This is a genomic window from Haloglomus salinum, from assembly GCF_024298825.1.
In the GTDB taxonomy this organism is placed as follows: domain Archaea; phylum Halobacteriota; class Halobacteria; order Halobacteriales; family Haloarculaceae; genus Haloglomus; species Haloglomus salinum.
In genome coordinates, this window is record NZ_CP101153.1 from 1617651 (window position 1) to 1643695 (window position 26045).

Genomic DNA, 26045 nt, shown 5'->3' on the forward strand with positions numbered 1-26045 from the left:
CGAGCGACTCCGGTCTCGTCTCCGTCAATCGAGGAAGGAGTACCAGCTCGGGTCGGGCGCTAGTCGGCTTCGCCGGGCTGCCCGGCCGTACCGGCGTCGTCGGGGTGAGGGTTCACGAGCGGGCCGAGGTCGATGGTGGTGTCGCCCTCGACCACCTCGACTGTCTCCCGGCCGAACGAGCCCGCGAGCATCAGCTCGGCGAGCCCGTCGCTCCGGACGATGAGTGTGAGGTCCTCGTCCGGTTCCAGCCCGGCCTCCTCGATCCACAGCGTGACGGCGTCGACGTTCTCCAGCTTGATGTGGAGCTCGTTGGCCTCGTCGTGGACGTGCTCGAAGTCGACCCACTTGGTGCCCTTCGTGATGCGGGTCTGCGGGTTGCTGCCGGTCTCCCGGAAGCTCTCGGAGACCGCCTTGTCGTACCCCTCGGCCAGCGAATGGGCGTCCACGAGGCCGCCTTCCTCCTGGTCGCGGACGCGGATGTCGCTCACCCAGTAGGCCTTGTCGTGGGCGAGGCCGAGCGCGGGCTCGTCGAACTCGGGGTCGCGCCGGTAGGTGACCCGTGTCGGACCGCGCTTGACGTGGCCGCGGGCGAGGAACTCGGGGGCCCGGTTCCACTGGTCACGGACCGCGAGCATCAGGTGGCCCGCCGCCGGGAAGATATCGAGCTGGTGGCGGTAGCCGTGTTCCTTGAGCTTCCGGCTGTAGTTGATGGGCCCCAGCACCGGCACCAGCTCGTCGATGCCGCCGTTCCACAGCAACATCGGGATGTGCCGGAGGTTGTCCGAGAGCTCCATCGCGTTCTCCTGGTGGGTGGTAAAGAGGGTGAGGAACTCCCCGCCGCCCCGTCCGCCGAGCAGGCCCTGGGTCAACAGCGGCGGCGACTGGACGAGCCCGGACGAGGGCCCCTCCAGCGGGTCCTCGGAGGGCGGCGCCACGACCGAGAAGCCCCGCGCGAACAGGTCGGGGTACTTCGCCGAGAGGATCTGCGTGCCGAACCCGCCCATCGAGTAGCCCGACACCGTCACCTGGTCGCGGTCGATCTCGTAGCGCGTCTCGAGGTCGCGCCACGCCTCGAACACGTCGACCTCGCCCTCCTTGCGGTACCAGCGCCCCGGCCCCCGGGCCTGTGGCATCAGGACGATGCCGTCCTGCTCTTTCGCGATGCTCTCGACGAGCCCGGGCATGAAGACGCTGTACTCGTTGTAGTTACAGCCCAGCGAGTGCAGCATCAGCGTCATCGGCGCTGGTTCGTCGGGGTCGTGCTCGGGCGGGACGTACGCGCCGTACGGCTGGAGCCGGCCCCAGAACACGTCGTTGTAGGGGTCGGTCCCCTGGCGGCCGTAGTCGTACCGGGAGGGGTACAGCAGCGTCAGGTAGCCCGTCTTCGGGACGCGGCTGTCGTCCAGCCCCGAGCGCAGTTTGGCGAAGTCAAGGTCCGTGTGGAACCGCGAGATGTCCCGCTCGGCCAGGGCGCGGGCCTGGCCGTACTCGCGCCAGTTCCCCCGGCCGATGGTCCGCGGGAGTTCGCCGTCCAGTGCGGCTGTCACCTCGTCGACCGCCGAGTCCAGCCCCGGGATGGGGGTCACCCGGCTCAGCGTTCCCGTCAGGAGCCGTGGGAGCCCACCCACCAGCACGTTCCGGAACGCCTGGCTCAATCCCAGCAGGTTCAGCTCCTCCTCCTGGAGCGGCTCGTCGAACCGGAACCCCACGTTGAACACCGGCGGGGGATTCGAGGAGGGCCGGGCGCCACCGGGCAGGTCGTCGGTCGGGTTCTCGCGGGGCTGTTTGAACTGCTCCCCGTCGGGGTCCCACAGCCCCGTCACGCAGTAGTGGCGCCAGGTCTCGACGCCCGGGTCCAGCGGGACCCGGACCTCGATCTGGTTGCGCTCGACGTCGACACTGACGCGGTCGTCGTCGAGACGCTCGCCGTCCAGCTCGGCGCCGGTGCCCCACGTCACGAGGACGTGGTCGGCGGGGGCGCCCAGGTCGCCCAGGCCGTACCCCCAGTCGCTCGACCCGTCGACGGGGCCACCCGACGCCGTCGTGTCGATGCCGACCGCGACGGCGGTCAGGTCGGGTTCGGCCATCGCGTTCAGCGTGAAGCGGTAGACGATCTCGTCGCCCTCGTCCGGGTCGGCGTCGACCCGGGCGCGGAACTCCAGCAGGTCCGCGCAGTTGAACGCGTAGCGGTGGTGGTCGTTGGGGTAGAACAGGTCGCCGGTGGCCGGCGAGAAGCTCCCGTAGGCGCTCTGGGTGTTCTGCGGCGCGCGCGACAGCACGGAGCGCTGGTCGGCACCGTGGTCGTCGAAGACGTAATCCTGGTAGAGGTACTCGCCGTCGTCGTACGCGGCGGCGCCACAGACGAGTAGCGGGTCGGCCTCCCAGCCGGGGCCGTTCTCCAGCGGCGGCGGGGTCGGGTTCGACCCGTACAGCGCGTCCGGCCCCGGCCGCGGTGAGGTGGTCGGCAACTCGGCCGAGTCGCCGTGGTCCTCGGACATAGCCGTCCCTTTACGTACGCAACTGTAAACCTGTTTCCTTGTTCCCGACGGTGGGTTTATATCGTGGCGCCGGTCGGGGCGGGATGGCTCCCGCTCACGCGATGGGGTCGACCGTCGTGGTCGCGCCGTCGCGGTCCTCGGGAAGCGTGACCTCGCGCTCGCCCTCGGCACTGGCGAGGACGACCGTCGTCTCGTTGCTCGCGCGGTAGTCGATGCGCAGCTCCTCGGTGGGGTCGAGCTTCGCCCCCTCCATGTGGACCGTGACCTCCTCGACCCCCCAGCACGTGATGTTGAGGGCGTTGGCGGGCGCGTAGCGCTCGTGGCCGTCGCGCTCGTCGTCGTCGGCGAGGTTGCGCTCGCCGTCCCCGTCCACCTCGTCCGGGTCGACCCACTCGACGCCGCGGGTGACGTGGGGCTGGGGCTGGCTCCCGGTCCAGTTGAAATGCTTCACGTGTGGCGCTTCGTACCCCTCGGCCAGCGTGATGGCGTCGACGCGGCCGCTGGAGAACTCCTCGTGAGCGGTGATGCCGTCCACCCAGTAGGCCCCGTCGTGGACCAGGCCGAACTCGGGGTAGTCGAACTCGGGGACGTGTTTGTACGTGACCCGCTTCGGTTCGGCCTCGCGGTGGCCCTCGGCGACGTACTCCGGGCCGCCGCTCCACTCGTCGCACGCGGCCAGTATCATGTGTGTCCCGCCGGGGAACACGTCGATGCGGTGCCGATAGTCGAACTCGTCCATCCGGCGGGCGTAGTTCGCCGGGCCGAGGATGGGCACGAGCGGGTCCACGACCCCGTTCCACAGCAGCATCGGGACGTGCCGGAGGTTGTCGGTCAGGCGGAGTGCGTCCTCGGGCTTGTCGCCGAAGACGGTGATGAGGTCGCCGCCGTCCTCGCCGCCGAACAGGCCCGTCATGATCTCCGCGGGTGTCTCCAGCATGCTGTTCGTCGGCCCCTCCAGTGGGTCCTCGGAGGGGGTGCCGACGATGGAGAAGCCCCGCGCGAACACGTCCGGGTGCTTCCCAGTGAGGAGGTGAACACCGTAGCCGCCCATCGAGTAGCCCGACACCGTCACCCGGTCCATGTCGACCTCGTACCGCCCGCGGAGGTCCCGCATCGCCTCGAACACGTCGAGCTCGGCCTGGCGCTGGTACCACAGCGCCGGGCCGCGGGCCTGTGGGGTCATCACGATGGCGCCGTACTCCTCGGCGAACCCCTTCACGTAGTTGGGCATGAACGTCGCGTACTGGTTGTAACAGCAACCCAGCGAGTGCAACAGGAGCGCCAGCGGCGCCGGCTCGGGGTCGTCGTGGTCGTAGTCCTCGGGGATGTAGGCGCTGTACGGCTGGAGGCGGCCGTAGAAGACGTTCCGGTGGGGGTCGACGCCGTCGTGGTCGAACTCGTGGCGCGAGGGATAGAGGAAGCTGTGGTACCCACCCGTCGGGAGTTCACGCTCGGTCACCGCGTCGGCCAGTTTGCCGAAGTCGATATCGGCGTGGAACGCGGAGATGTCGCGGTCACGGAGCGCGAACGCCTGGCCGGTCTCGCGCCAGTTGCCGTGGCCGAACACGCGTGGGTAGCCGTCGAGGTCGCCGAAGACGTCGCTCACGTCGTCGGCCAGGCCGAGCGGGTCGAACGGGTTCCCGCCGAGCGGGTCACGGATGGTGTCGCCCAGCGCATCGCCGATGCCCTGCACGCGGCCGAGCAGGCGCTGGGGCTCCTGCAACTCCCCGAGGAGCGTGCCGGGCAGGTCCAGCCCCATCGCCGCCAGCCGCGGGAGGAGGTTCTCGGCTTCGACGTTCCGGTCCATCGGCTCGTCGAAGCGGAAGCCGACGTTGAACACGGGTGGGAGGTCCTCGGCCCCCTCGCCGCCGCCCGGGTACTCGTCGTCGACGGCCGTGTTCACCTGCTTGAACCCCTCGCGCTCGCGGTCCCAGAGCCCGACGGCGCAGTAGTGGCGCCAGGTCTCCGTGCCCGGCTCGAGCGGAACCTCGACCTCGATCTGGTTGCGGTCCGTGTCGACGACGACCCGCTCCTCCGAGAGGGGCTCGCCGTCGAGTTCGGCGCCGGTCCCCCACGTCACGAGCGTGTGGTCGACTGGGGCGCCCAGCTTGCCGAGGCCGTAGCCCCAGTCGGTCGTGCCGCGCTCGGGGGCCCCCTCGCCGGAGGTGTCGATGCCGATGGCGACCGCCGCGGCGTCCTCGGTGCGCATCGTGTTCAGCGTGATGCGGTAGGCGACACCCTCGTCCGTCGGTCGGGCGCGGAACTCCACGAGGTCGGCGGCGTTGTACGCGTAGCGGTCCTCGTCGCGTGGGTAGTAGTAGTCGCCCGTCGGCTGCTGGTAGACCCCGCCGACCGCTTTCGCCCCCTCGGGTGGCTCGGCGTACATCGGCGTCACGTCGGCGCCGTGGTCGTCGAAGACGTAGTCCTGGTAGAGGTACTCCCCGTCGGCGTACGCGTCGGTACCGGAGACGAGCAGCGGCTCGGCCTCCCAGCCCGGCCCGTTCTGCAGCACCGGCGGCGTCGGATTCTCCCCGTACAGCGCGTCCGGACCCGGTCGCGGCATCCCCTCGGGCACGAAGTCGTCGCGTCGGTCCTGTGCGGGCGCCGGCTCCGGCGCCGTGCCGTCCCCGGTGTCCGCGTCCGCATCCGCATCCGCAGTCCCACCATCCGTGGCCGGCTGGGCCACGTCGTGCTCGGTCATACCCACCAATGACGGTCCTGTTGCAAAAGGCTTCAGCCGGCAGTTCTACGGGGTTTTATCCCCGATACGGCCGTGTCCACGCCTCTCACGAGACGGGGTGGCACGGGTCTGCCACGGCCGCCGGTCCGTCGGCTATTTCCCGGCCGGGCACGGACGGGACGGCCATGGACGAGGACGCCGGCACGGACCGGGACGGGGAGCCCGACGGGGCTCCGGACGGGGACGCCGACGGGGCTCCGGACGGCGGTGAGACCGAGAAGTCGCCCCGGGGCGATGCCGAGGCCGCCACGGACCCGGCGCTGGGCGCGCCCGACGGGATGGACCCCGAGGAGCTGACGCCGATGCTGAGCCAGTACTACGAGCTCTGTGCCCGCTACGAGGACTCGCTCGTCCTGTTCCAGGTGGGCGACTTCTACGAGACGTTCTGCGAGGCGGCCGAGACCACCGCGCGGCTCTGCGAGATCACGCTCACCAAGCGCGAGGACTCCACCGGCCGGTATCCGATGGCCGGCATCCCCATCGACAGCGCCGAGAGCTACATCGAGACGCTGCTGGATGCGGGCTACCGCGTCGCCGTCGCGGACCAGGTCGAGGCCCCCGAGGAGGCGTCGGGCTGTGTCGAACGGGCCGTCACCAGGGTGGTCACGCCGGGCACCCTCACCGAGACGGAACTCCTGCGGGGCGCGGACAACAACTTCGTCGCGGCGCTGGCCGTCGAGGATGACGCCGACGGCGTCGCGGGCGGCCGCACGTACGGCCTCGCGCTGCTTGACGTGTCGACGGGTGACTTCTACGCGACCGGCCTGCGCTCGCTGGACGCGGTCGCCGACGAGGCCGGCCGGTTCGTTCCCAGCGAGGTCGTCGTCGGCCCCGCGGTCGAGGCGCCAGACGTTCGCGAGGCGTTCCCCGCGGAGGCGATGGTGACCCGCTATGACCCGGTCGCGTTCGAGACGGCGGTCGCCCGCGAGCGCGTGGGGACCTACTTCTCGGAGGAAAGCGACTCGCTCGCGAGCGCGGCCGAGACCCGCTCGTGCGGCGCCCTGCTCGCGTACGCCGAGTACACCCGCGGCGGGTACCAGGAGGGCGCCGGCGCCGTCGACGACGGCGAGGTCGATGAGACGGGGCTGGACCCCGGCGACGTGCCCGCGGAGCCGCGACTGGACTACCTCAACCACCTCACCCGGTACGACCCCCGCGAGTACATGCTGCTGGATGCGGTCGCGGTCCGGTCGCTGGAGCTGTTCGAGCCCCGGCACGTCCACGGCGCCGCCGGGACCGCACTCGCGGACGTGCTGGACGAGACGGCCTGTGCGCTCGGGCGGCGAGAACTGACGGACTGGCTCCGGCGGCCGCTGCTCGATACGGAGCGCATCGAGGCGCGCCAGGACGCCGTCGAGGAGTTCCTGACCGACGTCCGCACCCGCGAACGGTTGCACGAGCGGCTGGCCGACGTCTACGACATCGAGCGGCTCGTCGCACGCGTCTCGCGGAGTCGGGCGAATGCCCGGGACCTCCGGTCGCTCCACGACACGCTCGCGGTCGTCCCCGACCTCCGGGACGCCCTCGCGGACGCCGAGAGCGAGCCGGTCCGCCGGCTTCGGGAGCGGCTCGACCCCGTGGCCGACGTGCGCGAGGCCATCGCCACCGCCGTCCGGGAGGACCCGCCACCGGAACTGACCGAGGGCGGCGTCGTCCGGGAGGGGTACGACGACCGGCTGGACGAGCTGCGCGCGACCGAGCGCGAGGGCAAGCAGTGGATCGACGACCTCGAAGCGAGCGAGCGCGAGCGGACCGGCGTCGACTCGCTGAAGGTCGGGCACAACCAGGTCCACGGCTACTACATCGAGGTGACGAAGGCGAACCTCGATGCGGTTCCCGAGGAGTACCAGCGCCGGCAGACGCTGAAGAACGCCGAACGGTTCGTCACGCCCGACCTGAAGGAGCGCGAGGACGAGATTCTCCGCGCCGAGGACCGCGCCGACGACCTGGAGTACGAGCTGTTCCGCGAGTTGCGCGGCGACGTCGCGGCCGAGGCCGAGCGCATCCAGGGGCTCGCGTCGGCGCTCGCGGACCTCGACGCGCTGGTGGCGCTGGCGACGGTCGCGGCCGAACACGGCTACACGCGCCCCGAGGTCGGCGCCGACCGCTTCGACATCGAGGCCGGTCGCCACCCCGTCGTCGAGCGCGCCGAGGAGCGGTTCGTCCCGAACGGGACCGACCTCGACCCCGGCACCATCGCCGTCATTACGGGCCCGAACATGAGCGGGAAGTCGACGTACATGCGCCAGGTCGCGCTCATCAGCGTGCTGGCGCAGGTCGGGTCGTTCGTGCCCGCCCGCGCGGCCCGACTGCCCGTCGTTGACCGCGTGTTCACCCGCGTCGGCGCCAGCGACGATATCGCGGGCGGGCGCTCGACGTTCATGGTCGAGATGACCGAGGTGGCCGACATCCTCCGCGCCGCCACGTCGCGCTCGCTCGTCCTGCTGGACGAGGTGGGCCGGGGCACCTCGACCGCCGACGGCTTCGCGCTCGCCCGGGCCGTCACGGAGTACCTCCACGACGAGGTGGGCGCGACGGTCCTGTTCGCCACCCATCATCACGACCTGACCGAACTCGCCGCCGAGTTGCCCGAGGCCGTCAATCGCCACTTCCCGGCGACCGAGCGCGACGGCGAGGTCGTCTTCCGCCACGACCTCCAGCCCGGCGCGTCGACCGCCTCCTACGGCGTGGAGGTGGCGGACGCCGCCGGGGTGCCCGAACAGGTGGTCGAGCGCGCACACGAACTGCTGGCGCGGGAGACTGGTGGTGGGCGGCCCGAGGGCGGTGACTCCGGGGGCGCAGCGGCCGGGTTCGGTGCCTCCGGGGGGTCGGCTTCAGGTGGAACGGGGGGGTCGTCCACGAACGCTCCCGTTTCGGGTGGAACTGGCACCGTCTCCGGCGACGGCGGCCACGATGTCGAGCGGCTGGTCGCGGAACTGGACGCCGTCGACCTCGGGAACACGACGCCGCTGGAGGCGCTGAACCAGCTGTCCGAGCTGAAGCGGCTGCTAGATGAGTCGGAGTAGGCGTGTCGGGCGCTACCGCTGGAGCCAGTCGTGCCACTCGTCGAGTTCGACGAGCTCGTTCTCGACGCCGTCCGTTCCGTACTGGTCGAAGACCGCGTCAACCGCACGAGCAAGCCCCTCTGGGTCGGTGTCCGGGAGCGTCTGCTCGTAGTACAGCAGTATTCCCGCGTGGTCGTGCTCGCGGTGCAGGCGCTCGAAATCCTTCGCGTTGTTCGTCAGGAGAACTCTGCCGTGCTCGCCACACCACTCCAGCAGTTCGGTGTCGCTCGTGTGTTCACCGAAGCGGTCCTTGGCCTGGTCGACGTCGTGCCCCCGCTCGTGGAGTAGCCGCTCGAAGACGCGACCGACGTGTTCGTCGAGGAGAAGCCGCGCCGCCGTCACTGCACTGGTTCTTTCGGTTTCAGCGACGATTCCCGGACGCGCTCGAACGCGTCGCTGTTCTCCCGTTCGAACTCCCGCATCTCGTCGATGTGCTCGTAGTAGTACGAGAGTGACTCGTAGACCACTGCCAGCGAGAGGTCCAGCTGGTCGGCGACGTACGCGGGGGACTGGCCGCCATCGATCACCCGTGCCGCGATGTGGCGAACTCCGACGCGTGTTCCCTCGATGCGGGGTTCGCCGCCGAGGACATCCTCGTCACGAGTGATGCTCATAGGTGGTCTATGCTGCCTCGTCGGTTATACGTTTTCGGCGGCTGTCGGCCCGACGACCAACTGCTGATTGGACCGAGCGGGGGGTTCCGGTAACACGACGCCGCTGGAGACGCTGGGTTTGCGATTTATTCTGAGTATCCCTCGAACCGATTGAATATTCCCATAATATATTTCTTTATTGCAGTTTTGTTCAGTTATTGGTGCTCTTTCGATGGGATATTGCTGGTTATTCACGTCTCCGCACTACCTCACCCGACCGTCCACGAGCCGACGGTTTACCCGTCCGCCGACCCAACCCCCGGTATGAGCATCGACGACGCCGATTTCGACGCCGACGCGTGGGCCAGCGAGCTCGAGGAGTACCGCGCCGAGAAGGACCAGTTCTTCGCCGAGCACCGGCAGTCGCCCATCCCGGAGGCCGACCGCGAGGAGTTCGAGGGGCTGACCTACTACGACCCGGACCCCTCGTTCCGCGTGGCGGCGCGGGTCGAACCCGCAGAGGGCGAGGACACCATCGAACTGGAGATGACGCAGGGCGAGCCCCAGCAGTACGAGCGCGTGGCGAAACTCGTCTTCGAACTCGACGGCGAGGAACAGGAGCTGTACGGCTACGAGCAGGCTGACCCACACGACCACTCCGGTGAGGACGACACCACGACACTGTTCGTCCCGTTCCGGGACGGCACGACCGGCGATACGACGTACGGCGCGGGCCGGTACATGGAGTTCGAGGTGGAGGGTGACCTCGCCGAGGCCGACGCACTGCCGCTGGACTTCAACCTCGCGTACCACCCGTTCTGCGTCTACAACGAGGCCTTCGCCTGTCCGCTGGCGCCACCGGAGAACACGCTGGACGTGCGCATCGAGGCGGGCGAGCGGCTGGCGCGCTCGGTCTGAACGCGGGCCGTGCGTCGCGTCGTCGGCCGCGTTCAGCCCCGGAACAGCCGTGTGACCTCGTCGGCGACCTCGTTCTCGACGGCGACGAGGTAGCCGTGACCGGGCTCCAGCCGCGTGTCGGACGCCGCGACGGCGTGCCCCGCGGCACCCGACACCACGAGACTGCCCCGCGGGAGCGACACCTCCTGCAGGGTCTTGCCCGCGACGGGTGCGCCCTCGCTGACGGTCATCTCGATGATCTCCAGCTCACCGGGGAGGTTCTCGACGGTGCGGACATCGCCCCCGAGGACGGCGTTGATGGCGGCGGTCGCGCCAGCGCGCTCGGGGAAGACCAGCGCGTCGGCGTAGTCCTCGTACTCCTCGATGTTGCCGTCGACGACACGCATCACCGTCCGGACGTCGGGTGCGAGCCGCTGGGCCAGCAGTGCCACCGAGAGGTTCGTCCCCATCGTGTCGGTCATCGTCGCCACCACGTCCGCGCGGTCGAGGTCGACCTGCTCCAGGACCGACGGATGTGTGGCGTCCCCTTCGATGACCGTCGCGACGTAGGCGTCGAGGACGCGCTCGACGCGGTCCGGGTTCCGTTCGACCATCACGACATCGTGGCCGCGGGCGTCGAGCAGCCGGGTTACCCGCAGTCCGACCCGCCCACTTCCGACCACGACGACACGCAGGTCCCCGTTCATGCGTCACCTCTGTACGGCATGGCTAATCATCCTCCGGGTCCGACGGGGTCGGTTCGGGGGGGCCTGCGTCCCCGGTTGCCACCTCCGGGCGGCGCTCGAGCGCGTAGTACCCGACCACTCCGAGGACGATCCAGCCGATACTCAGCGCCAGTGCCAGCAGGTCGGTCCGGAAGAGGTACTCCACGAGGACCACGGTGAGCAGGAGATTCAGGCCGATGGCCAGCACCGGCGTCACCGGATAGTACGGGACCTCGTACGGTCGGCGCATGTCCGGGCGCTCCCGTCGCAGTTTGATGAGGGCGCCGTTGACCACGATGAAGGAGAGCAGGAAGAACAGGCTGGACATGTTCCCCGCGCTCTTCGTCGGGAGCACGACGGAGCCGAGCATCACGAGAGCGCTGCCGAGAATCGCGAGGAACGGCGTCCCGAAGCGGTGGTGGATGTGGCCGAATCGGGGGAGCAACTGGCCCTCCCGTCCCATCGAGAACGCGACCCGCGAGGAGGCGATGACGACGGCGTTCAGCGCCGTGATGGTCGAGAAGACGGCGCCGAAGACGATGACCGCGCCCCCGTTCTGGATGACCGGGAGCCCCTTCGGCATGAACGAGGTCGCCGCCTCGGCGATACCGGCCTCGCCGGCCGCCGCGAGCCCCTCCGCTCCGAGGGTGCCGATGGCGACCGTCACGACGAGCAGGTAGACCACGACCGTCACCGCCAGACTCGCGAAGATGGCCTTCGGGATGTTCTCGCGGGGGTTCTTCACCTCCTCGGTGACGGTGGTGATGAGGTCGTACCCCTCGAAGGCGATGAACGTCAGCCCCATCGCCGGGAGGATGCTGAGCGCGCCCCCATCGCCGGTGAACAGCGGGTCGAAGTTCTGGAACGTGAAGCTCGTCTCCCCGCCGCCACCCGCCGACAGGAAGCCGAAGGCGACGAAGATGACGAGGATACTCACCTTGACGATGGTGAATATCGTCTCGACGCTGCCGCTTGCCGCGGTCGAGACGGCGTTCACGAGCACCAGCACGAGGACCGCGCCGAACGCCAGCGCCACCGTCGCCGGAATCGCCGGCAGCAGCGGGAGCGCGACGGCCCCCACCTCGCCCGGCGGCGGGACGTAGCCGTAGACGTGGAGGAGCTCGAGGAAGTTCGGCGCGAACCCCAGCGCGTACAGGCCGCCGGCGATCATGTAGGCGAACCACAGCATCCACCCCATCACGAACGACGGCAGGTCGTCGAAGATCTCCCGGACGAAGGCGTAGCCGCCGCCGCTCTTGGGAATCGCGGAGGCCAACTCCGCGTAGGAGAGGCCCGTGAAGGCGGTGACGGCCCCGTTCAGGGCGAAGACCAGGATGGCTGCCGGTCCGGAGAGTTCCGCAGCTAGCCCCGTCAACACGAAGATGCCGGCGCCGATCATCGCCCCCATCCCGATCATCGTCGCGTCGAGCAGTCCGAGCTCCGCCGCGGGCTCACGTTCACCGTGGGACATCTACCAGTTCGTCTCGAGTGTCCCGCCCACGGATAGTTAACGGTACGGTCAGAATCGGTCCGGGCCGTCGCTCCGGCCCTGAGGCAACGCCCGAACTTGCGGCCACATCCGTCACCACCTCGGGGAGCCCGGTGCAGGTGGCACCCGTAGCTGGGGGGTGTCGAGGGAGTGTCATTCCAGCGTCCGACGAAGCTTGAAGCGGCAGGCACGACGAGGAGGGGCATGGAGGGGCTCGTCGAGGCCGCGCTCGACCACGCCGAGGCCGAGCGCCGGACGGTCGAGCAGGATGCACCGTCGACGGAGTTCGGCCCGCCGCGAGCGGCAGTCATCGGGTGCGGTGCGACCGGCGGCGAACGGGTCGGCAGGATTACGTCGGACTACAGAGCGGCAGACGATTCCCGGGAGACCGTCCTGATGTCGGTAGCCCTGTCGGGCGATAGCGACGACCCTCCCCGCGTCCACGACATCGACGACGCGCTGGTGTGGGAGGTACCGGCGACCGACGACCCCCCGACACGGGCAGCGTCCACGACGGCCCCACCCGACCGACTGGTGTCGCTCGTCGAGGCCGCCGATATCCACGTGCTCACCGGGGCGCTGGGTGACTCTACTGCCCGCCGCCTCCTCCGCCGGACGACCGCGCTCGCGGCACGGGAGGACGTCCCGACGGTCGTCATCCCGACGCTGCCGGCGGGCCCGATTGACTCGCCCGTCCGGAATGCGCTCACCATGCTCCGGTCGACCGCGGACTGCCTGGTTCCCGTCGACCCGGGGCAACTCCCTCCAGCTCCGGGAGCCGGGTCGGGACAGCCGCCCGTCGCCGCCGTGACCGACCAGCTGGTGTCCGCGGTGCTCGGGTCGACGTCCAGTTCGATGGCGTTCCCGGTCGACCTCGCGACGCTTCACGACCTGTTCGCCGCAGGTCACGTCGCAGTCCCGGTCGTCGCGACGCTCGACTACGACGCTCCCCTCGGCCGCTCCCCACCTGACCGAGACGCCGTCGAGGCCTCGCTTCGGACCTGCTACGACGGCGCGGGGCTTCCACTCTCGTCGTCCCCGCAGGGCTGGCTGGCCTACCTCGTCGCGGGCGATGACCTCACGCTGGGCGCGTTCCAGCGCCTGGAACGGACGCTCTCCGAGGTCCTCGTCGACGATGCGGATGTCCCCAGCGTCCGGGGTGGCCACATCGAGGCGTCGCGCGAGGGAGTGGGACTGCTCTCCTGCTTCGTCCTCCTCGAGTAGCGGCGCCCGGGTATCGGTGTCGGCGGCCTCTCGAAGAGCGTAACTGGCGTACCCTGCTGGAGTGCGTATGAGCGTTCGCGAGGAGTTCGACGCCTGGGCCGCCGACGGCCGCGACAGGGGGATGGAGGACCGCCACTGGCACACCGCGAAACACGTCCTGGCACGGATGCCCGTCGAGGAGGGGGAGACGGTGGTCGACCTCGGGACAGGGTCCGGGTACGCGCTGCGGGCGCTCCGGGAGACGAAGGGAGCGGGCCGAGGCTACGGGCTCGATGCATCCCCCGAGATGCTGCGGAACGCCCGCTCGTACACCGACGACAGTCGGGTCGGTTACGTCCGGGGCGACTTCGATGCGCTCCCGTTCGCGACCGATTCCGTCGACCACGCCTTCTCCATGGAGGCCTTCTACTATGCCTCCGACCCGCTCCGGACGCTCCGTGAACTCCGGCGGGTCCTCCGCCCGGGTGGCACGTTCTTCTGTGCGGTGAACTACTACGAGGAGAACGTCCACTCACACGGCTGGCAGGAGAACATCGCCATCGAGATGACCCGCTGGGACAGACAGGAGTACCGCGAGGCGTTCCGGGAGGCCGGTTTCTTCGTCGCCGAGCAGGACAACGTTCCGGACCGGGAGACCGAGATTCCACCCGAGGCGGAGTTCCCGACGGAGGCGTTCGACACGCGTGCGGCGATGGTCGAACGGTACCGCGAACTGGGGACCCTGCTGACCGTCGGGGTCGCCCCGGAGTAGCCGGGGCACCGGTCGACGGCTGCCCGGGTGGACCCCGGGGGTTTTGACTGCCGGCGTTCAGTTGCGCGACATGGTCGGACCCTCGCGCCGGTTCAGGACCGCCGACATCGCCCAGCAGGTCGTCGGCGGGTTCCTGCTCGCTGGCCCGTTCGTCGTCACCGAGGAGGTGTGGGTGCTCGCCGTGAGCATGTCCGTCTGGCAGGCCCTGCTCACCGTCGGCATCGTCTTCGCCATCGGCTACGGCGCGCTGTATCAGGCCGACGACCGTGACCCTGACCGTGAGACGGAGGTCGCCGGGGTTCCGGCCCGGTTCATCTCGCTGATGCTCGTCTCCTTTGGCTCCGTACTCGTGCTCGCGCTGGCGTTCGGCGCTCCCGAGACGTTCCTCTCGGGACTGGGTATCCCTGTCGCGGAGTGGCCGCTGGTCACCGCCTACGCCGTCAGTATCGGCGCCATATTCAGCGTCGTCGGCGCGGCGACGGCTGACTCCGTGTTCTAGACGAGTCGCTTTGCGGCGAGCGGTAGCGGGCTGCCGCACGGGATGTCTGACGTTCGCCCCGTCAGACACGCCTCCCTCGTACGGTTTTCACTTTCACCGCGGACGGCGGGCGTTTATCCTCCCTCACGGCATCTATCCGAGTGCACACACGCTCCCTTGCTCCCGGGGTGGTCGGGGCGGCTCCCGCTCCGCTTCCCCGAAGCACTCACCGTCCGCCAGCGGCAGCGCCGGTGTGGGGCCGTCCGCGGGTCGCCCCTCCCTGGCCGAAACTACAACTCCCGTGACCCGGTAGCCCGAGCATGCTCGATATCGAGGACGTGCGGGCGGCCCGGGACCGCATCGAGGACGTGGTCCGGCGGACCCCGCTCGACCACTCGTACACCTTCTCCCAGCGGACTGGCGCCGACGTCCACCTCAAACTGGAGAACTTCCAGCGGACGGGGGCGTTCAAGATACGCGGGGCGCTCAACAAGATCCGCCTGCTCTCCGAGGCCGACCGCGAGGCTGGCGTCGTGACCGCGAGCGCCGGGAACCATGCGCAGGGCGTGGCGCTGGCGGCGACGACCGAGGGCGTCGACGCGAAGGTGGTGATGCCCGAGCAGGCACCCATCTCGAAGATCAACGCGACCCGCTCGTACGGTGCCGAGGTGGTGCTGGCGGGCGCCGACTACGACGCGGCCGCAGAGCACGCACACGAACTCGAGCACGAGGAGGGCCGGACCTACATCCACGCGTTCGACGACTACGACGTGATGGCCGGGCAAGGGACCATCGGGCTTGAGATGGTCGAGGCGCTGCCGGCCCTCGATACCGTCGTCGTCCCCATCGGCGGCGGCGGACTCATCAGCGGTATCGCGACCGTGCTGAAGGCCGAGACGGACGCGCGCGTCGTCGGCGTGCAGGCCGAGGGCGCCTCGGCGGTGGCCGAGTCGCTCCGGAAGGGCGAACCCGTCGAGCGAGACCGGGTCGACACCATCTCCGACGGTATCGCGGTCCGCAAGACCGGTGAGAAGACGTTCCCCATCATCGAGGAGCGCGTCGACGAGGTCGTGACGGTGACCGACGCCGAGACGGCGAACGCGCTGGTCGCGCTCCTCGAACGGTCGAAGACGCTCGTGGAGGGGGCCGGGGCGGTCCCGCTGGCGGCGGTGGTCGAGCGGGCGTTCGACTACGAGGACGACGAGACCGTCGTCACCGCGCTCTGTGGGGGGAACATCGACCTGAACGTGCTCACGACGGTCATCATGCGCGGGCTCGTTGAGTCGGGGCGCTACCTCCGGCTCCGGACGGTGCTGAAGGACCGCCCCGGGGCGCTCGAACAGCTCATCGAGGTCATCGCGGGGGCCCGCGCGAACATCTACGCCATCCAGCACGACCGCACCTCGCGGGACATCGAGATGAACGCCGCCGACGTGAAACTGGACCTGGAGACCCGTGGCCACGAGCACGTCGTGGAACTGGTCGACGCACTGGAGGCACACGGCTACGAGGTTGATATCCTCGTGTAACCGTCTATCGCCTGAACTATCTCTCCCGGATAACCGCACCAGCCGTACTTCTACGACACGGTCCGTTCGGTCGGTCTCGGTCTCGGGACGGCGATTCCCCGGATATCCGCGATGACTTCCGCACCCTGCTGGCTTCCCACCTGAACCCTCGTCTCCGCCTCCGGACAACCACGGTCACGTCTCGCGATTTCACTTTCACCTACCTGTTGACGAGACTTTATATGACGGGGGGCACAACCCCTGGATATGTCGACGACTGCTGACCTGGAGGACCTGCCCGGTGTCGGACCCGCGACCGCGGAGAAACTCAAGGACAACGGCTACGATTCGTACCAGAGCATCGCCGTCGCGAGCCCCGCCGAGCTCTCGAACAAGGCCGACGTGGGTGAGTCCTCTGCCTCCGATATCATCAACGCCGCGCGTGACGCCGCCGACATCGGCGGCTTCGAGACCGGCGCCGACGTACTGACCCGACGCGAGGAAATCGGGAAGCTCCAGTTCATCATCGACGAGCTGGACGACCTGCTGGGCGGCGGCGTCGAGACCCAGTCCATCACGGAGGTGTACGGCGAGTTCGGCGCCGGGAAGAGCCAGGTCACCCACCAGCTCTCGGTGAACGTCCAGCTCCCGCAGGAGCACGGTGGGCTGGAGGGCCGGGCCATCTTCATCGACAGCGAGGACACGTTCCGCCCCGAGCGTATCGACGAGATGGTCCGCGGGCTCCCCGACGAGGTCATCGACGCCACCCTGGAGGCCCGCGAAATCGAGGGCGGCGCCGACGACGAGGACGCACTGGAGGCGCTCGTCGAGGACATGCTGGACAAGATCCACGTCGCCAAGGCGTTCAACTCCAACCACCAGATCCTGCTGGCCGAGAAGGCCCAGGAGATCGCCGCCGAGTACGAGGACGACGAGTTCCCCGTCCGGCTGCTCTGTGTGGACTCGCTGACCGCCCACTTCCGTGCGGAGTACGTCGGCCGCGGTGAACTCGCCAACCGCCAGCAGAAGCTCAACAAGCACCTCCACGACCTCGACCGCGTCGGCAACCTCTACAACACCGCGGTCATCGTCACGAACCAGGTCCAGTCGAACCCGGACGCCTTCTTCGGCGACCCGACCAAGCCCATCGGCGGCAACATCCTCGGCCACAAGTCGACGTTCCGGCTCTACCTGAAGAAGTCCAAGCAGGACAAGCGTATCGTCAAACTCGTCGACGCGCCCAACCTCCCCGACGGGGAGGCCGTCATGCGCGTCCAGGGTGCGGGCCTCAAGCCAGAGTGACAGCCGCGTAGCGCACCGAGAACAGTTCTGCCTCCGCTTTCACGGGGTCAGCCGCTGCACCCGGAGCCACTCGATGCTCGGGCTGTCCGCTCCGTCCCCGGCGCCGTCGACCAGCGCGAACATCATCTCCTTGCGGACGCCGTGGGCGAGCCGGACGTCGAGCGCGAGGTCTCGCGGGGCGAACGCGTGCCCCGCCGGGAGCACCCGCACGAGGAGTTCGGAGTGGCCCAGGTTCTCGACGCTCTCGACCTCGGCGTAGGTCCGGAAGTCGGCGCCGAACTTGAAGCCGGTCTTGGGGACGACGCCGCGGTCGCGGAGGGTGGTGTAGACCGCGAGCCGGCGGTCGAACCGGTCGCCCTCGGCCTCGCGGCCGCGAGCGAGGACCGCCGCGTGCCCGTCGTCCCGGTCGTCGGCCTGCACGTCCAGCGCCCCGCGCTCGGCGAGGTAGGCGGCCTCGACGAGCGAGAGCTGGATGGCGTCGTCGTCGCGGTCGAGCGGCTGGCCGTAGAACCCCTGCTCGTACAGGCTCTCCGGCGGCTCCCACGCCACGACGCGGTCGCCCAGCAGCGTGGCAGCCACGCCGGTCGGGGGCTCGTGCTCGGTTGCACCATCGACGGGCGCGCGGCTGGTGTCGAGGTAGGTGATCTCGGACTCCTCGTCGACGACCGCGAGGACGCCGCCGTCGAGCTGGCTGGCGGCGACGGTCGTCCGCTCGCCGACGACGTGGACCCGGTGTTCGACGACCTCGTCCCAGGGCCCCTTCCCGCGCGGGTAGACGAGGAAGTCGGCCGTGTCGTCGGGGTCGACGGCGTCGCTCCAGCCCTCGCGCGTGGGCGAGCAGTAGAACCCGCGGTCCCGGAGGTCCTTGTAGACGAAGAAGCGAACCGCGAGGCCGCCGACGGCACTCAGGTACTCGCGGAAGCCCTGCCCGTCGACCGAATCGAGGTCCCCGCGGTAGAGCAGGTGCGCGGCCTCGACCGGCGCGAGGTCCAGCGCGTCACCTGCCGGCCGGCCGTAGCCCCGCGAGTCGTAGAACCGTTCGCGGCCGTTGGCCGGCACCCGGACGATGTCGTCCGTACGTGTCTGCCCCTCCATGACCGGCGGTTCGCCTCACCACGCATAGCGATGACGGTGTGGTGACGGGCTGGCGGGGGCGACGACGAGTTCGCCCCCGGCTCAGGGCTGGTCGTGCTCGCAGCCGGCGGCCAGACAGCGCTCGCTGCTCTCGCCCGCTCGCGGTTCGTACCTGGGGAGCCCACAGCCACACTCGCCGCTGAGCACGCCGTCCGGCACGGCTGCGGAGAACGTGCAGTCCGGATAGGCGTCGCACCCGAGGATGAGTCCGCCTCGACGGAGCACGCGCAGCGGCACCCCACAGTCCGGGCAGTCGTACTCCTCGTCGAGTGCGGCGGTGACGGCCCGGTCGAGCGACTCGCAGGTCCGGTCCAGACAGACGGTGAACGCGTGGCCACGCTCGACCCGGAAGCGAGGGAGCCCGCAGTCCGGGCACGACTCCTCGGTGACGGTCGCGCCCGCGGGCAGGCCGTAGCGCGCCTCGCACGCGACGCATGCGACCCCGCCCGTGTCCCGGACGAGCGTGCCGCCGCAGTCGCAGGTCCCGACCGGCGCCCCCGACGCGGAGGTCGGGTGCGTCTCGCGGACGGCGGCGTCGACCCGGACCCGGAGGCGGCTGTCCCCGTCGACCGCGGTGACGACCGTCCGGTCGCCCTCGGCGCTCGCGGGCCGTTCGCGCTCGACGGTCACGTGTTCCGGGCGCGTGAGCCACGCCACGGGCTGATAGCCGCTCTCGTCGTGGACGAGCGTGGTCCCGTCGGGCTTGACGACGGTGACGAGCCGGCCGTGCTGCTCGCGCTCGGGCCGCCACGCGCCGTCGCTGCCGCTGTTGGTGAAGAAGGTGGTCGTGCTCTCTCCGGCGATGACCCTGACAGCGTCCGTGTCGGGCATGGGTGGTCTGGTCGCGTCCCCCTATTTCAACTTGAGCCGACCCCCCGGTTCCGGGACCAGGAAGCGCGCTCGCGCCCTCCTGTGGAGGCCGCTCGCGCTAGCGAGCGTGCCGGAACACTCCGGCGTCCTCGTGAGCGAAGCGAACGAGGGCTCGTCAGAGCTTGCTCTGACGGCGCGAGCGCGGGGAGGTGTGGGGACACTGCGCTCCGCCGGAACCACCACCCGCGAACGCTCGGTGCCACAGGCACGAGGGCGGGACTGAAAGGGGCCGCTCGCTCGACGAAGCACGACGACGCAAGCACCGCAGCCGAGCGACCGATGGGAGCGAGGCGAGGAGCGCAGCGAGGCGCGCGAGTCGAGCGAGCGGGGGCTTTCAACAGACTTCAGATTATCCGATTGGAATCCAAATTAACCAGATAGTGGATTTGTTTCCTGTTAGACGTGGGAACAAAGGCCGGAATATGTATATATCTGGCCTATCCCTTTCGCGGGCTCTCCAGTTCGATGTCCAGCTCCTCCAGCAACTCGGCGGCCTCCTCCCGTTTCTCCTGGTGCTCGTCGAGGAACTCGCGCATCAGCGTCGCGGCCTGCTCCTTGCAGTCACCGCAGAGCCGCTCGCCGCCGACGCACTCCTCGTACACCTCGGCGGCGAACTCGTCGTCGTCGCCGGCCAGCAGGTAGGCGTACAGTTCGTAGACGGGGCACTCGTCGGCCTCGCCGCCGAGTTCGCGCTGCTCCTCGGCGGTCTCGCGACCGCCTGTCGCGGCGGATTTCACCTTGTCGTACCCGTCCTCGGGGTCGTCGAGCAGCGAGATGTGGCTCGCCGGGACCGACGAGGACATCTTCCCGCCCGTGAGCCCGGTCATGAAGCGGTGGTACACCGAGGAGGGTGGCTGGAAGCCGTAGCCGCCGTGGTCGACCTCCACCTCGCGTGCGAGGTCCTCGGCCGTCGCACGGTCCATGTCGAACGCGTCGACGTGGCCCTCGAAGACCCGCTTCTCGCCCTCGACGGCGTCGATGAGCGCCTCGAACGCCTCGTCGGTGGCGTTCCGGTCGAGGAAGCGCACGCGCGGGCGGAGCGGCTCCTTGCCCGCGGCGTCGAGGCTCTCGACGGCGCCGGCCCGGGCGTCGTTCGCGTCGGCGTGCTCGCGAAGCCAGTCGGCCGCGTCCTCGCAGCGCACGGGGTCGTCGTCCGCGCCGCGTTCGGCCTCCAGCGCCTCGTACGCCCGGGCGAGGAGGTCGCGCTCCTCGTCGTCGACCTCGAAGCTGGCGTACCCCTCGGTCACCTTGAAGAAGCGCATCCGCGCCGCGAGGTCCCGGGCCAGCCGGACGTGCGGGTCCTGGTCCGGGCCGACCGGGATGACGACCGGCCGGGGTTTCTCCAGTTGTGGGTAGAGGATGTCGGCCATCTGTGTGACCACGCTCTGCATGTACGACACCTCGGTCTCGCCGTCGAAGTCGTAGATGGCGCTCAACTCGGAGAAGTTCGCCTTCGTCCCGAGTTCGAACGCGAGGTCCTGCACCTCGCGGTTCGTCGACTGCCGGTAGAGTTCGCCCTCCTCGGGGTCGAAGCCGAGCGCGAGCAGCGAGAGCAGGTACGAGCGCGTGTGCTCGTCGATCTCGTTCCACGAGAGCCCGCGGGCGGCGTGGGCCTCGAGGTCCGCGATGAGGCCGAACGCGTCGGCGCCCTGCTCCTGATGCCAGATGATCTCGTCGAAGACCATCTTGTGGCCGATGTGCGGGTCGCCGGTGGGCATGAACCCCGAGAGGACGGCGGCGTCGGCGGGCTCGTCCGGGCCCGTGGTGTCGTTGCGCATCGCGCGGGCCACGCGGCCGTAGTCGCGGTGGCCGAAGAGGACGCCCCGGCGCATCAGGTAGTGCGGCTCGGGGACCTCGGGGAGGACGTCGTCGAACTCCTCGATGCCGAACTCCTCGAACAGCTTGCGGTAGTCCCCGACGGTCGAGGAACCCCACGGGTCCAGCGCGACGTCGTCCGCTCCTGCTGCGCTCCCTCCATCGGCGACCGGTGTCCCGGTGTCGGCCGCGGAGGGAGGCGTGTCGTCGCTCCCGTGAGTGTCGTCGTCGGTCATCCGTACAGGTCGGGCGAGGGCGTGTCACCGCAAAAAGCGTTCGTTCGGGTGGGGCGGGCTGGCACGATGCTCCAGCCGCTTGTTCTACAGGCAGAGCAGGTCGAGTGCCTCGGGGCTTGCCCCCGAGGCGGCTCACACCAATGTGTCTCGTCCCTACTCGTCTGCCAGCGAGATGTAGCGCGTCTCGATGACGCGCTCGTCGGATTCCAGCTCCTCGCGGGCCTCGTCGGGGACCTCCTGGTCGACGTTGTAGACGGTCATCGCCTCGCCGCCGATGGTCTGGCGGGCGTTGTACATGCCGGCGATGTTGATGTCGTACTCGCCCATGACCGAGCCGATGAGCCCGATGACGCCGGGTTCGTCCGTGTTGCGCGAGACGATCATCCGGCCGCCGGGGATGGCGTCGACGCGGAAGCCGTCGATGCGGACGATGCGCGGGTCGTCGCCCGCGAACAGCGTCCCGCAGACGGAGACGGACTCCTCTTCGTTGTGGACCGTCACGGTCACCAGCGAGGTGAAGTCCTCGGCCTGGGAGTGTTTCGTCTCGGTCACCTCGATGCCGCGCTCCTCGGCGATATCACGCGCGTTGACGGCGTTGACCTGTGACTCGATGGGGAGGAAGACGCCCTTCAGCGCCGACGCGGTGACGAGCTCCACGTCCTCCTCGGCGATGTCGCCGGCGTACTCCACCTCGATCTCGTTGACGTGGCCGTCGAACAGCTGGACGGCGATGCGGCCGGCGGTCTCGGCCAGTTCGATGTACGGCTTGACCCGCGGGAACGCGGCGGCGTCCATCGAGGGCGCGTTGAGCGCGTTCATCACGGGCTCGCCGAGGAAGGCGGCGAGCACCTGCTCGGCGGTCGAGGTGGCGACGTTCTCCTGGGCGGCCTCGGTCGAGGCGCCGAGGTGTGGCGTCACGATGATATCGTCGACGTCGAGCAGCGGGGAGTCGTCGGGGAGCGGCTCCTCGGCGAAGACGTCGATGGCAGCGCCCGCGAGGACCCCGTCCTCGACGGCCTCGGCGAGTGCGGGCTCGTCGATGATGCCGCCGCGGGCGCAGTTGACGACGTAGCCGCCCTCCAGCTGCGCGAGCTCGTCCTCGCCGATCATATCCTCCGTCTCCGGCGTGAGCGGCGTGTGGATGGTGAGGAAGTCCGCGCGCTCGAGGGTCTCGTCGAGGTCCGCGAGCTCGGCGCCGAGCTGGTCGGCACGCTCCTCGCCGATGTAGGGGTCGTAGGCGACCAGGTCCATGCCCAGTCCGCCCAGCCGCTTCGCGACCTCCTGCCCGACGCGGCCGAGGCCGACGACGCCGAGGGTCTTGTCGCGCAGTTCCGTGCCGAGGAACTCGCCTTTCGCCCACTCGCCCCCGCGCAGGCGGGTGTGGGCCTGCGGGATGGAGCGCGCGGTGGCGAACGCCATCGCGACCGTGTGCTCGGCGGCGGCGCGGACGTTGCCCTCCGGCGCGTTCGCGACGATGACGCCGTGCTCGGTGGCGGCGTCGATGTCGATGTTGTCGACGCCGATGCCGGCACGCCCGACGATCTGCAGTTCCGGTGCCGCGGCGAGGAGGTCGGCCGTGACCTCGGTGCCCGAGCGCACGATGAGCGCATGGGCGTCCGCGACGGCCGCCCTGAGTTCGTCGCCCTCCGCCTCGTATTCGGTGACGACCTCGTGGCCGGCTTCCCGGAGCCGATCCAGTCCCGCGTCCGCGATGGGGTCCGTGACGAGTACCTTCATGCGCGGACGGTCCGTTGCGTGGCGGTAAACCCTTCCGTTCCCGGTCCGTCTCGCCAGCATCGCCCGGACGTTGGCACGGACCAACCGACGCGGCTTCGGATGGTCGGATTCCGCCCGGCGCTACCGCCCGATCGTTCCCTGCTTCGTGATCGGGGCGTCGGGGTCTATCTGGAACGCGACCACGAGCGAATCCGCCGTGGCGGTGAGCGCGAGGTCGCGGTCGTCGACGAGGAGGCCACTTTCGGCCTCCTCGAACCGGGTTCCGGCGGTCTCGACCGCTCCCTCGAACACGTAGAAGTACGTGTCGTATCCGTTTCGCGACGGGAGCCTGCCGATGGCGCCCTCGTCGAGCCGGATATCGTAGAGATGGACGTCGTTGCGTACGAACACCGGCGCGTCGGCGCCCTCGGGACCGAAGAGATGGCGCCATTCGTTGGCGATGGAGTCGGGGATGGGTTCGTGCTGGATGTCCGGCTGGAGGTCGAGGCTGCGCGGGCGAACGAATATCTGCAGCATCCGCAGCGGCGGGTCGTCCGCGAGCGTGCGCTCCTCGTGCCAGAACCCCCGTCCCGCGTTCATCACCAGCAGGTGGTCCGGGTCGGTGACCAGGTCGTTCTCCTGCCGGTCCCCGTGTCGCATCACGCCGGCCGGGACCCACGAGACGATCTCCTCGTTCCGATGCTGGTGCATCGAGATGAGCGTGTCCGGGTCCATGAACGACTCCACGACGGCGGCGAGCGGACCGTAGCCGTGGTCATCGTGGGTCGGATGGTTCCGTCCCGGGAAGTTCAGATGGATCCTGAACTGCCCCTGATTCTGTGAGACCGACGTTTGCGGTGCTTTGTAGAGTTCGGTCCGGGAGTCCGCGTTCACGATACGCCCGGCTACGCCCTGGAGCCTCCTTAGCTACCCGACGACACCACGGCAACCAGGTGACATCGGTAGCAGGTCCGGAGCGCCCGCTTGATGTCTCCGCCCGGTCCATCGATACCCTCGCCCCGCGGTTATCCCGGTACCTTATACACGACAGCATCCAACTCCCGTGCATGAACGTCGTCCCGGACACGAGCGCGGTCATCGACGGCCGTGTGTCCGAGTTCCACGAACGGGGCGAACCCGTCGAGACGGTGTACGTCCCCGAGGCGGTTGTCTCCGAGCTGGAGTCCCAGGCCAACGCCGGGCACGACACCGGCTGGGAGGGGCTGGAGGAGCTCCAGCGCCTCACCGACCTCGCCGACGCCGGCGAGCTGACGGTCGAGTACGTCGGCGACCGGCCCACGAGCGACGAGATCGGCGGCGCCCACGAGGGCGACATCGACGCGGTCATCCGCGACATCGCACAGGAGTACGACGCCACGCTCCTGACCAGCGACGCGGTCCAGGCCGAGGTCGCCCGGGCGAAGGGCATCGCCGTCGAGTACGTCGAGGCCGAGACCCGCGACACCGGGTCGCTGGCCATCGAGGAGTTCTTCGACGAGACCACGATGAGCGTCCACCTGAAGACGGGGGTGGCGCCGATGGCCAAGCGGGGCGAGATCGGCGAGATGCACTACCAGGAGATCCGCGACGACCCCTCCACGGAGGCGGACATGAAGGAGTGGGCCACCGACATCCTCGCCTCGGCGCGCCAGTCCAGCGAGGGGTTCATCGAGCTCTCCGAGCCCGGAATGGACATCGTCCAGTTCCGGGACATGCGCATCGCCGTCGCGAAACCCCCCTTCAGCGACGGCATCGAGATCACCGTCGTCCGCCCCATCGTGAAGACGGAACTCGACGACTACAAGATGGCCGACGAGCTCCGGGACCGGCTGAGCGAGCGCCAGCGCGGGGTCCTCATCAGCGGGGCCCCGGGGGCGGGCAAGTCCACGTTCGCCCAGGCCGTCGCCGAGTTCCTCGCGAACTCGGACTACGCGGTCAAGACGATGGAGAAGCCACGGGACCTCCAGGTCGGGCCGAACATCACACAGTACACGGAACTCGACGGCTCGATGGAGAAGACCGCCGACTCCCTGCTGATGGTCCGGCCGGACTACACCATCTACGACGAGGTCCGCAAGACCTCCGACTTCTCCGTCTTCGCGGACATGCGCCTCGCGGGGGTGGGGATGATCGGCGTCGTCCACGCGACCCGCGCCATCGACGCCCTCCAGCGCCTCGTCGGCCGTGTCGAACTCGGGATGATTCCGCAGGTCGTCGACACCGTCGTCTACATCGAGGACGGCAGCGTCCACACCGTCTACGACGTCCACACGGAGGTGAAGGTCCCCCACGGTCTGATGGAGGAGGACCTCACGCGCCCGGTCGTCGTCATCAGCGACTTCGAGACCGGCGAACCCGCCTACGAGATCTACACGTTCAACAACCAGGTCGTCACGGTCCCGCTGGAGGAGGGCGAGGACGGGAGCGACACGGGCGTCAACCGCATCGCGAAACAGGAGATCGAGCGCGAGGTCAAATCCGTCGCGCGCGACCGCGTCGACGTCGACATCACGGGCCAGAACTCCGCCCGCGTCTACGTCTCCGAGAACGACATCTCCACGGTCATCGGGAAGGGCGGCGGCCGCATCTCCGACATCGAGAACCGACTGGGCATCGAGATCGACGTGCGCACGCACGACGAGCGCCCGGACGGTGCGCGCCATGCGGGCGGGTCGGGCGGTGGTAACTCCGGTGGGAGTTCCGGTGGTGGCGCGGCGGGCGGCTCCGGCGAGATCGTCACGCCGGAGGTCACCTCCCGGCACGTCATCGTCCCGGCAGAGGGCTACCAGGGCGAGACCGTCGAGGTACAGGCCGGTGGCGAGTACCTGTTCACGGCGACCGTCTCGCGCGGCGGCGAGATCCAGGTCTCGCGGGGCTCGGCCATCGCCGAGGAGCTGGAGCAGGCCATCGACCGCGGCAAGCAGATCACGCTCGCGCCGCAGTAGGCCGGCGCCGTGCCGCATAGGAAACCCCTTTGTCCGACGCCCCCTGCGGTCAGGTAACC

The 26045-nt window shown here is 69.3% G+C and carries 19 protein-coding genes; 8 read left to right on the forward strand and 11 right to left on the reverse strand.

Features of this window, described 5'->3' with window-relative positions; all coding sequences use genetic code 11:
* Positions 1-59: 59 nt before the first annotated feature.
* On the reverse strand, positions 60-2498 hold the full coding sequence (locus tag NL115_RS07885; protein WP_254832633.1) for a PHB depolymerase family esterase: 2439 nt from the start codon (positions 2496-2498) through the stop codon (positions 60-62).
* A gap of 94 nt (positions 2499-2592) precedes the next feature.
* A complete protein-coding gene (locus NL115_RS07890; RefSeq protein ID WP_254832634.1) occupies positions 2593-5199 on the reverse strand; it encodes a prolyl oligopeptidase family serine peptidase in 2607 nt (868 codons plus the stop codon).
* A 317-nt stretch (positions 5200-5516) separates the two neighbouring features.
* On the opposite strand from NL115_RS07890, the gene mutS reads away from it, so the two are divergent.
* A complete protein-coding gene (gene mutS, locus NL115_RS07895; protein ID WP_254833075.1) occupies positions 5517-8264 on the forward strand; it encodes a DNA mismatch repair protein MutS in 2748 nt (915 codons plus the stop codon).
* Positions 8265-8276: 12 nt separating this feature from the next.
* Here the strand turns inward: mutS and NL115_RS07900 are convergent, their stop codons facing one another.
* Complete coding sequence (locus NL115_RS07900; protein ID WP_254832635.1) at positions 8277-8645, reverse strand: DUF5615 family PIN-like protein; 369 nt, start codon at positions 8643-8645, stop codon at positions 8277-8279.
* A complete protein-coding gene (locus NL115_RS07905) occupies positions 8642-8917 on the reverse strand; it encodes a DUF433 domain-containing protein (protein WP_254824115.1) in 276 nt (91 codons plus the stop codon). The genes NL115_RS07900 and NL115_RS07905 overlap by 4 nt, the downstream gene beginning before the upstream one ends.
* Positions 8918-9220: 303 nt before the next feature.
* Here NL115_RS07905 and NL115_RS07910 point away from each other — a divergent pair, with 303 nt between their 5' ends.
* Positions 9221-9814 carry a DUF1684 domain-containing protein gene (locus NL115_RS07910; protein WP_254832636.1) on the forward strand — a complete coding sequence of 198 codons (594 nt, stop codon included), beginning with the start codon at positions 9221-9223 and terminating at the stop codon, positions 9812-9814.
* Between the two features lie 32 nt (positions 9815-9846).
* On the opposite strand, the gene NL115_RS07915 is transcribed toward NL115_RS07910, so the two are convergent.
* Both NL115_RS07915 and NL115_RS07920 read right to left on the reverse strand, forming a co-directional pair.
* Positions 9847-10500: a potassium channel family protein gene (locus NL115_RS07915; protein ID WP_254832637.1), complete on the reverse strand. Its 654-nt coding sequence runs from the start codon at positions 10498-10500 to the stop codon at positions 9847-9849.
* Positions 10501-10522: 22 nt separating this feature from the next.
* A complete protein-coding gene (locus tag NL115_RS07920; RefSeq protein WP_254832638.1) occupies positions 10523-11989 on the reverse strand; it encodes an APC family permease in 1467 nt (488 codons plus the stop codon).
* A 222-nt stretch (positions 11990-12211) separates the two neighbouring features.
* Between NL115_RS07920 and NL115_RS07925 the strand changes: the two genes are divergently transcribed.
* The 5 genes from NL115_RS07925 to radA all read left to right on the forward strand — a co-directional run bounded on the left by NL115_RS07925 (position 12212) and on the right by radA (position 17270).
* Positions 12212-13231 (forward strand): hypothetical protein, encoded by a 1020-nt coding sequence (locus NL115_RS07925; RefSeq protein ID WP_254832639.1) that lies wholly within the window; start codon positions 12212-12214, stop codon positions 13229-13231.
* A 67-nt stretch (positions 13232-13298) separates the two neighbouring features.
* A complete protein-coding gene (locus NL115_RS07930; protein ID WP_254832640.1) occupies positions 13299-13982 on the forward strand; it encodes a class I SAM-dependent methyltransferase in 684 nt (227 codons plus the stop codon).
* A gap of 70 nt (positions 13983-14052) precedes the next feature.
* On the forward strand, positions 14053-14481 hold the full coding sequence (locus tag NL115_RS07935; protein WP_254832641.1) for a DUF2391 family protein: 429 nt from the start codon (positions 14053-14055) through the stop codon (positions 14479-14481).
* A gap of 299 nt (positions 14482-14780) precedes the next feature.
* The gene (ilvA, locus tag NL115_RS07940) at positions 14781-15989 is read left to right on the forward strand and encodes a threonine ammonia-lyase (protein WP_254832642.1); all 1209 of its coding nucleotides are present in this window, start codon (positions 14781-14783) and stop codon (positions 15987-15989) included.
* Positions 15990-16235: 246 nt separating this feature from the next.
* On the forward strand, positions 16236-17270 hold the full coding sequence (radA, locus tag NL115_RS07945; RefSeq protein WP_254832643.1) for a DNA repair and recombination protein RadA: 1035 nt from the start codon (positions 16236-16238) through the stop codon (positions 17268-17270).
* Between the two features lie 39 nt (positions 17271-17309).
* Here radA and endA read toward each other — a convergent pair whose 3' ends face one another.
* From endA to NL115_RS07970, 5 genes are all read right to left on the reverse strand, one after another.
* Positions 17310-18365, reverse strand: a complete 1056-nt coding sequence (gene endA / locus NL115_RS07950) for a tRNA-intron lyase (protein ID WP_254832644.1) — start codon at positions 18363-18365, stop codon at positions 17310-17312.
* 81 nt (positions 18366-18446) lie between these two features.
* Positions 18447-19235, reverse strand: a complete 789-nt coding sequence (locus NL115_RS07955; protein WP_254832645.1) for an endonuclease NucS domain-containing protein — start codon at positions 19233-19235, stop codon at positions 18447-18449.
* Positions 19236-19711: 476 nt separating this feature from the next.
* Complete coding sequence (locus tag NL115_RS07960; protein WP_254832646.1) at positions 19712-21325, reverse strand: tryptophan--tRNA ligase; 1614 nt, start codon at positions 21323-21325, stop codon at positions 19712-19714.
* 153 nt (positions 21326-21478) lie between these two features.
* Complete coding sequence (gene serA / locus NL115_RS07965) at positions 21479-23062, reverse strand: phosphoglycerate dehydrogenase (RefSeq protein ID WP_254832647.1); 1584 nt, start codon at positions 23060-23062, stop codon at positions 21479-21481.
* Positions 23063-23182: 120 nt separating this feature from the next.
* Positions 23183-23935, reverse strand: a complete 753-nt coding sequence (locus NL115_RS07970) for a pirin family protein (protein ID WP_254832648.1) — start codon at positions 23933-23935, stop codon at positions 23183-23185.
* 173 nt (positions 23936-24108) lie between these two features.
* On the opposite strand from NL115_RS07970, the gene NL115_RS07975 reads away from it, so the two are divergent.
* The gene (locus NL115_RS07975) at positions 24109-25986 is read left to right on the forward strand and encodes a PINc/VapC family ATPase (protein ID WP_254832649.1); all 1878 of its coding nucleotides are present in this window, start codon (positions 24109-24111) and stop codon (positions 25984-25986) included.
* The last annotated feature ends 59 nt before the right edge of the window (positions 25987-26045 follow it).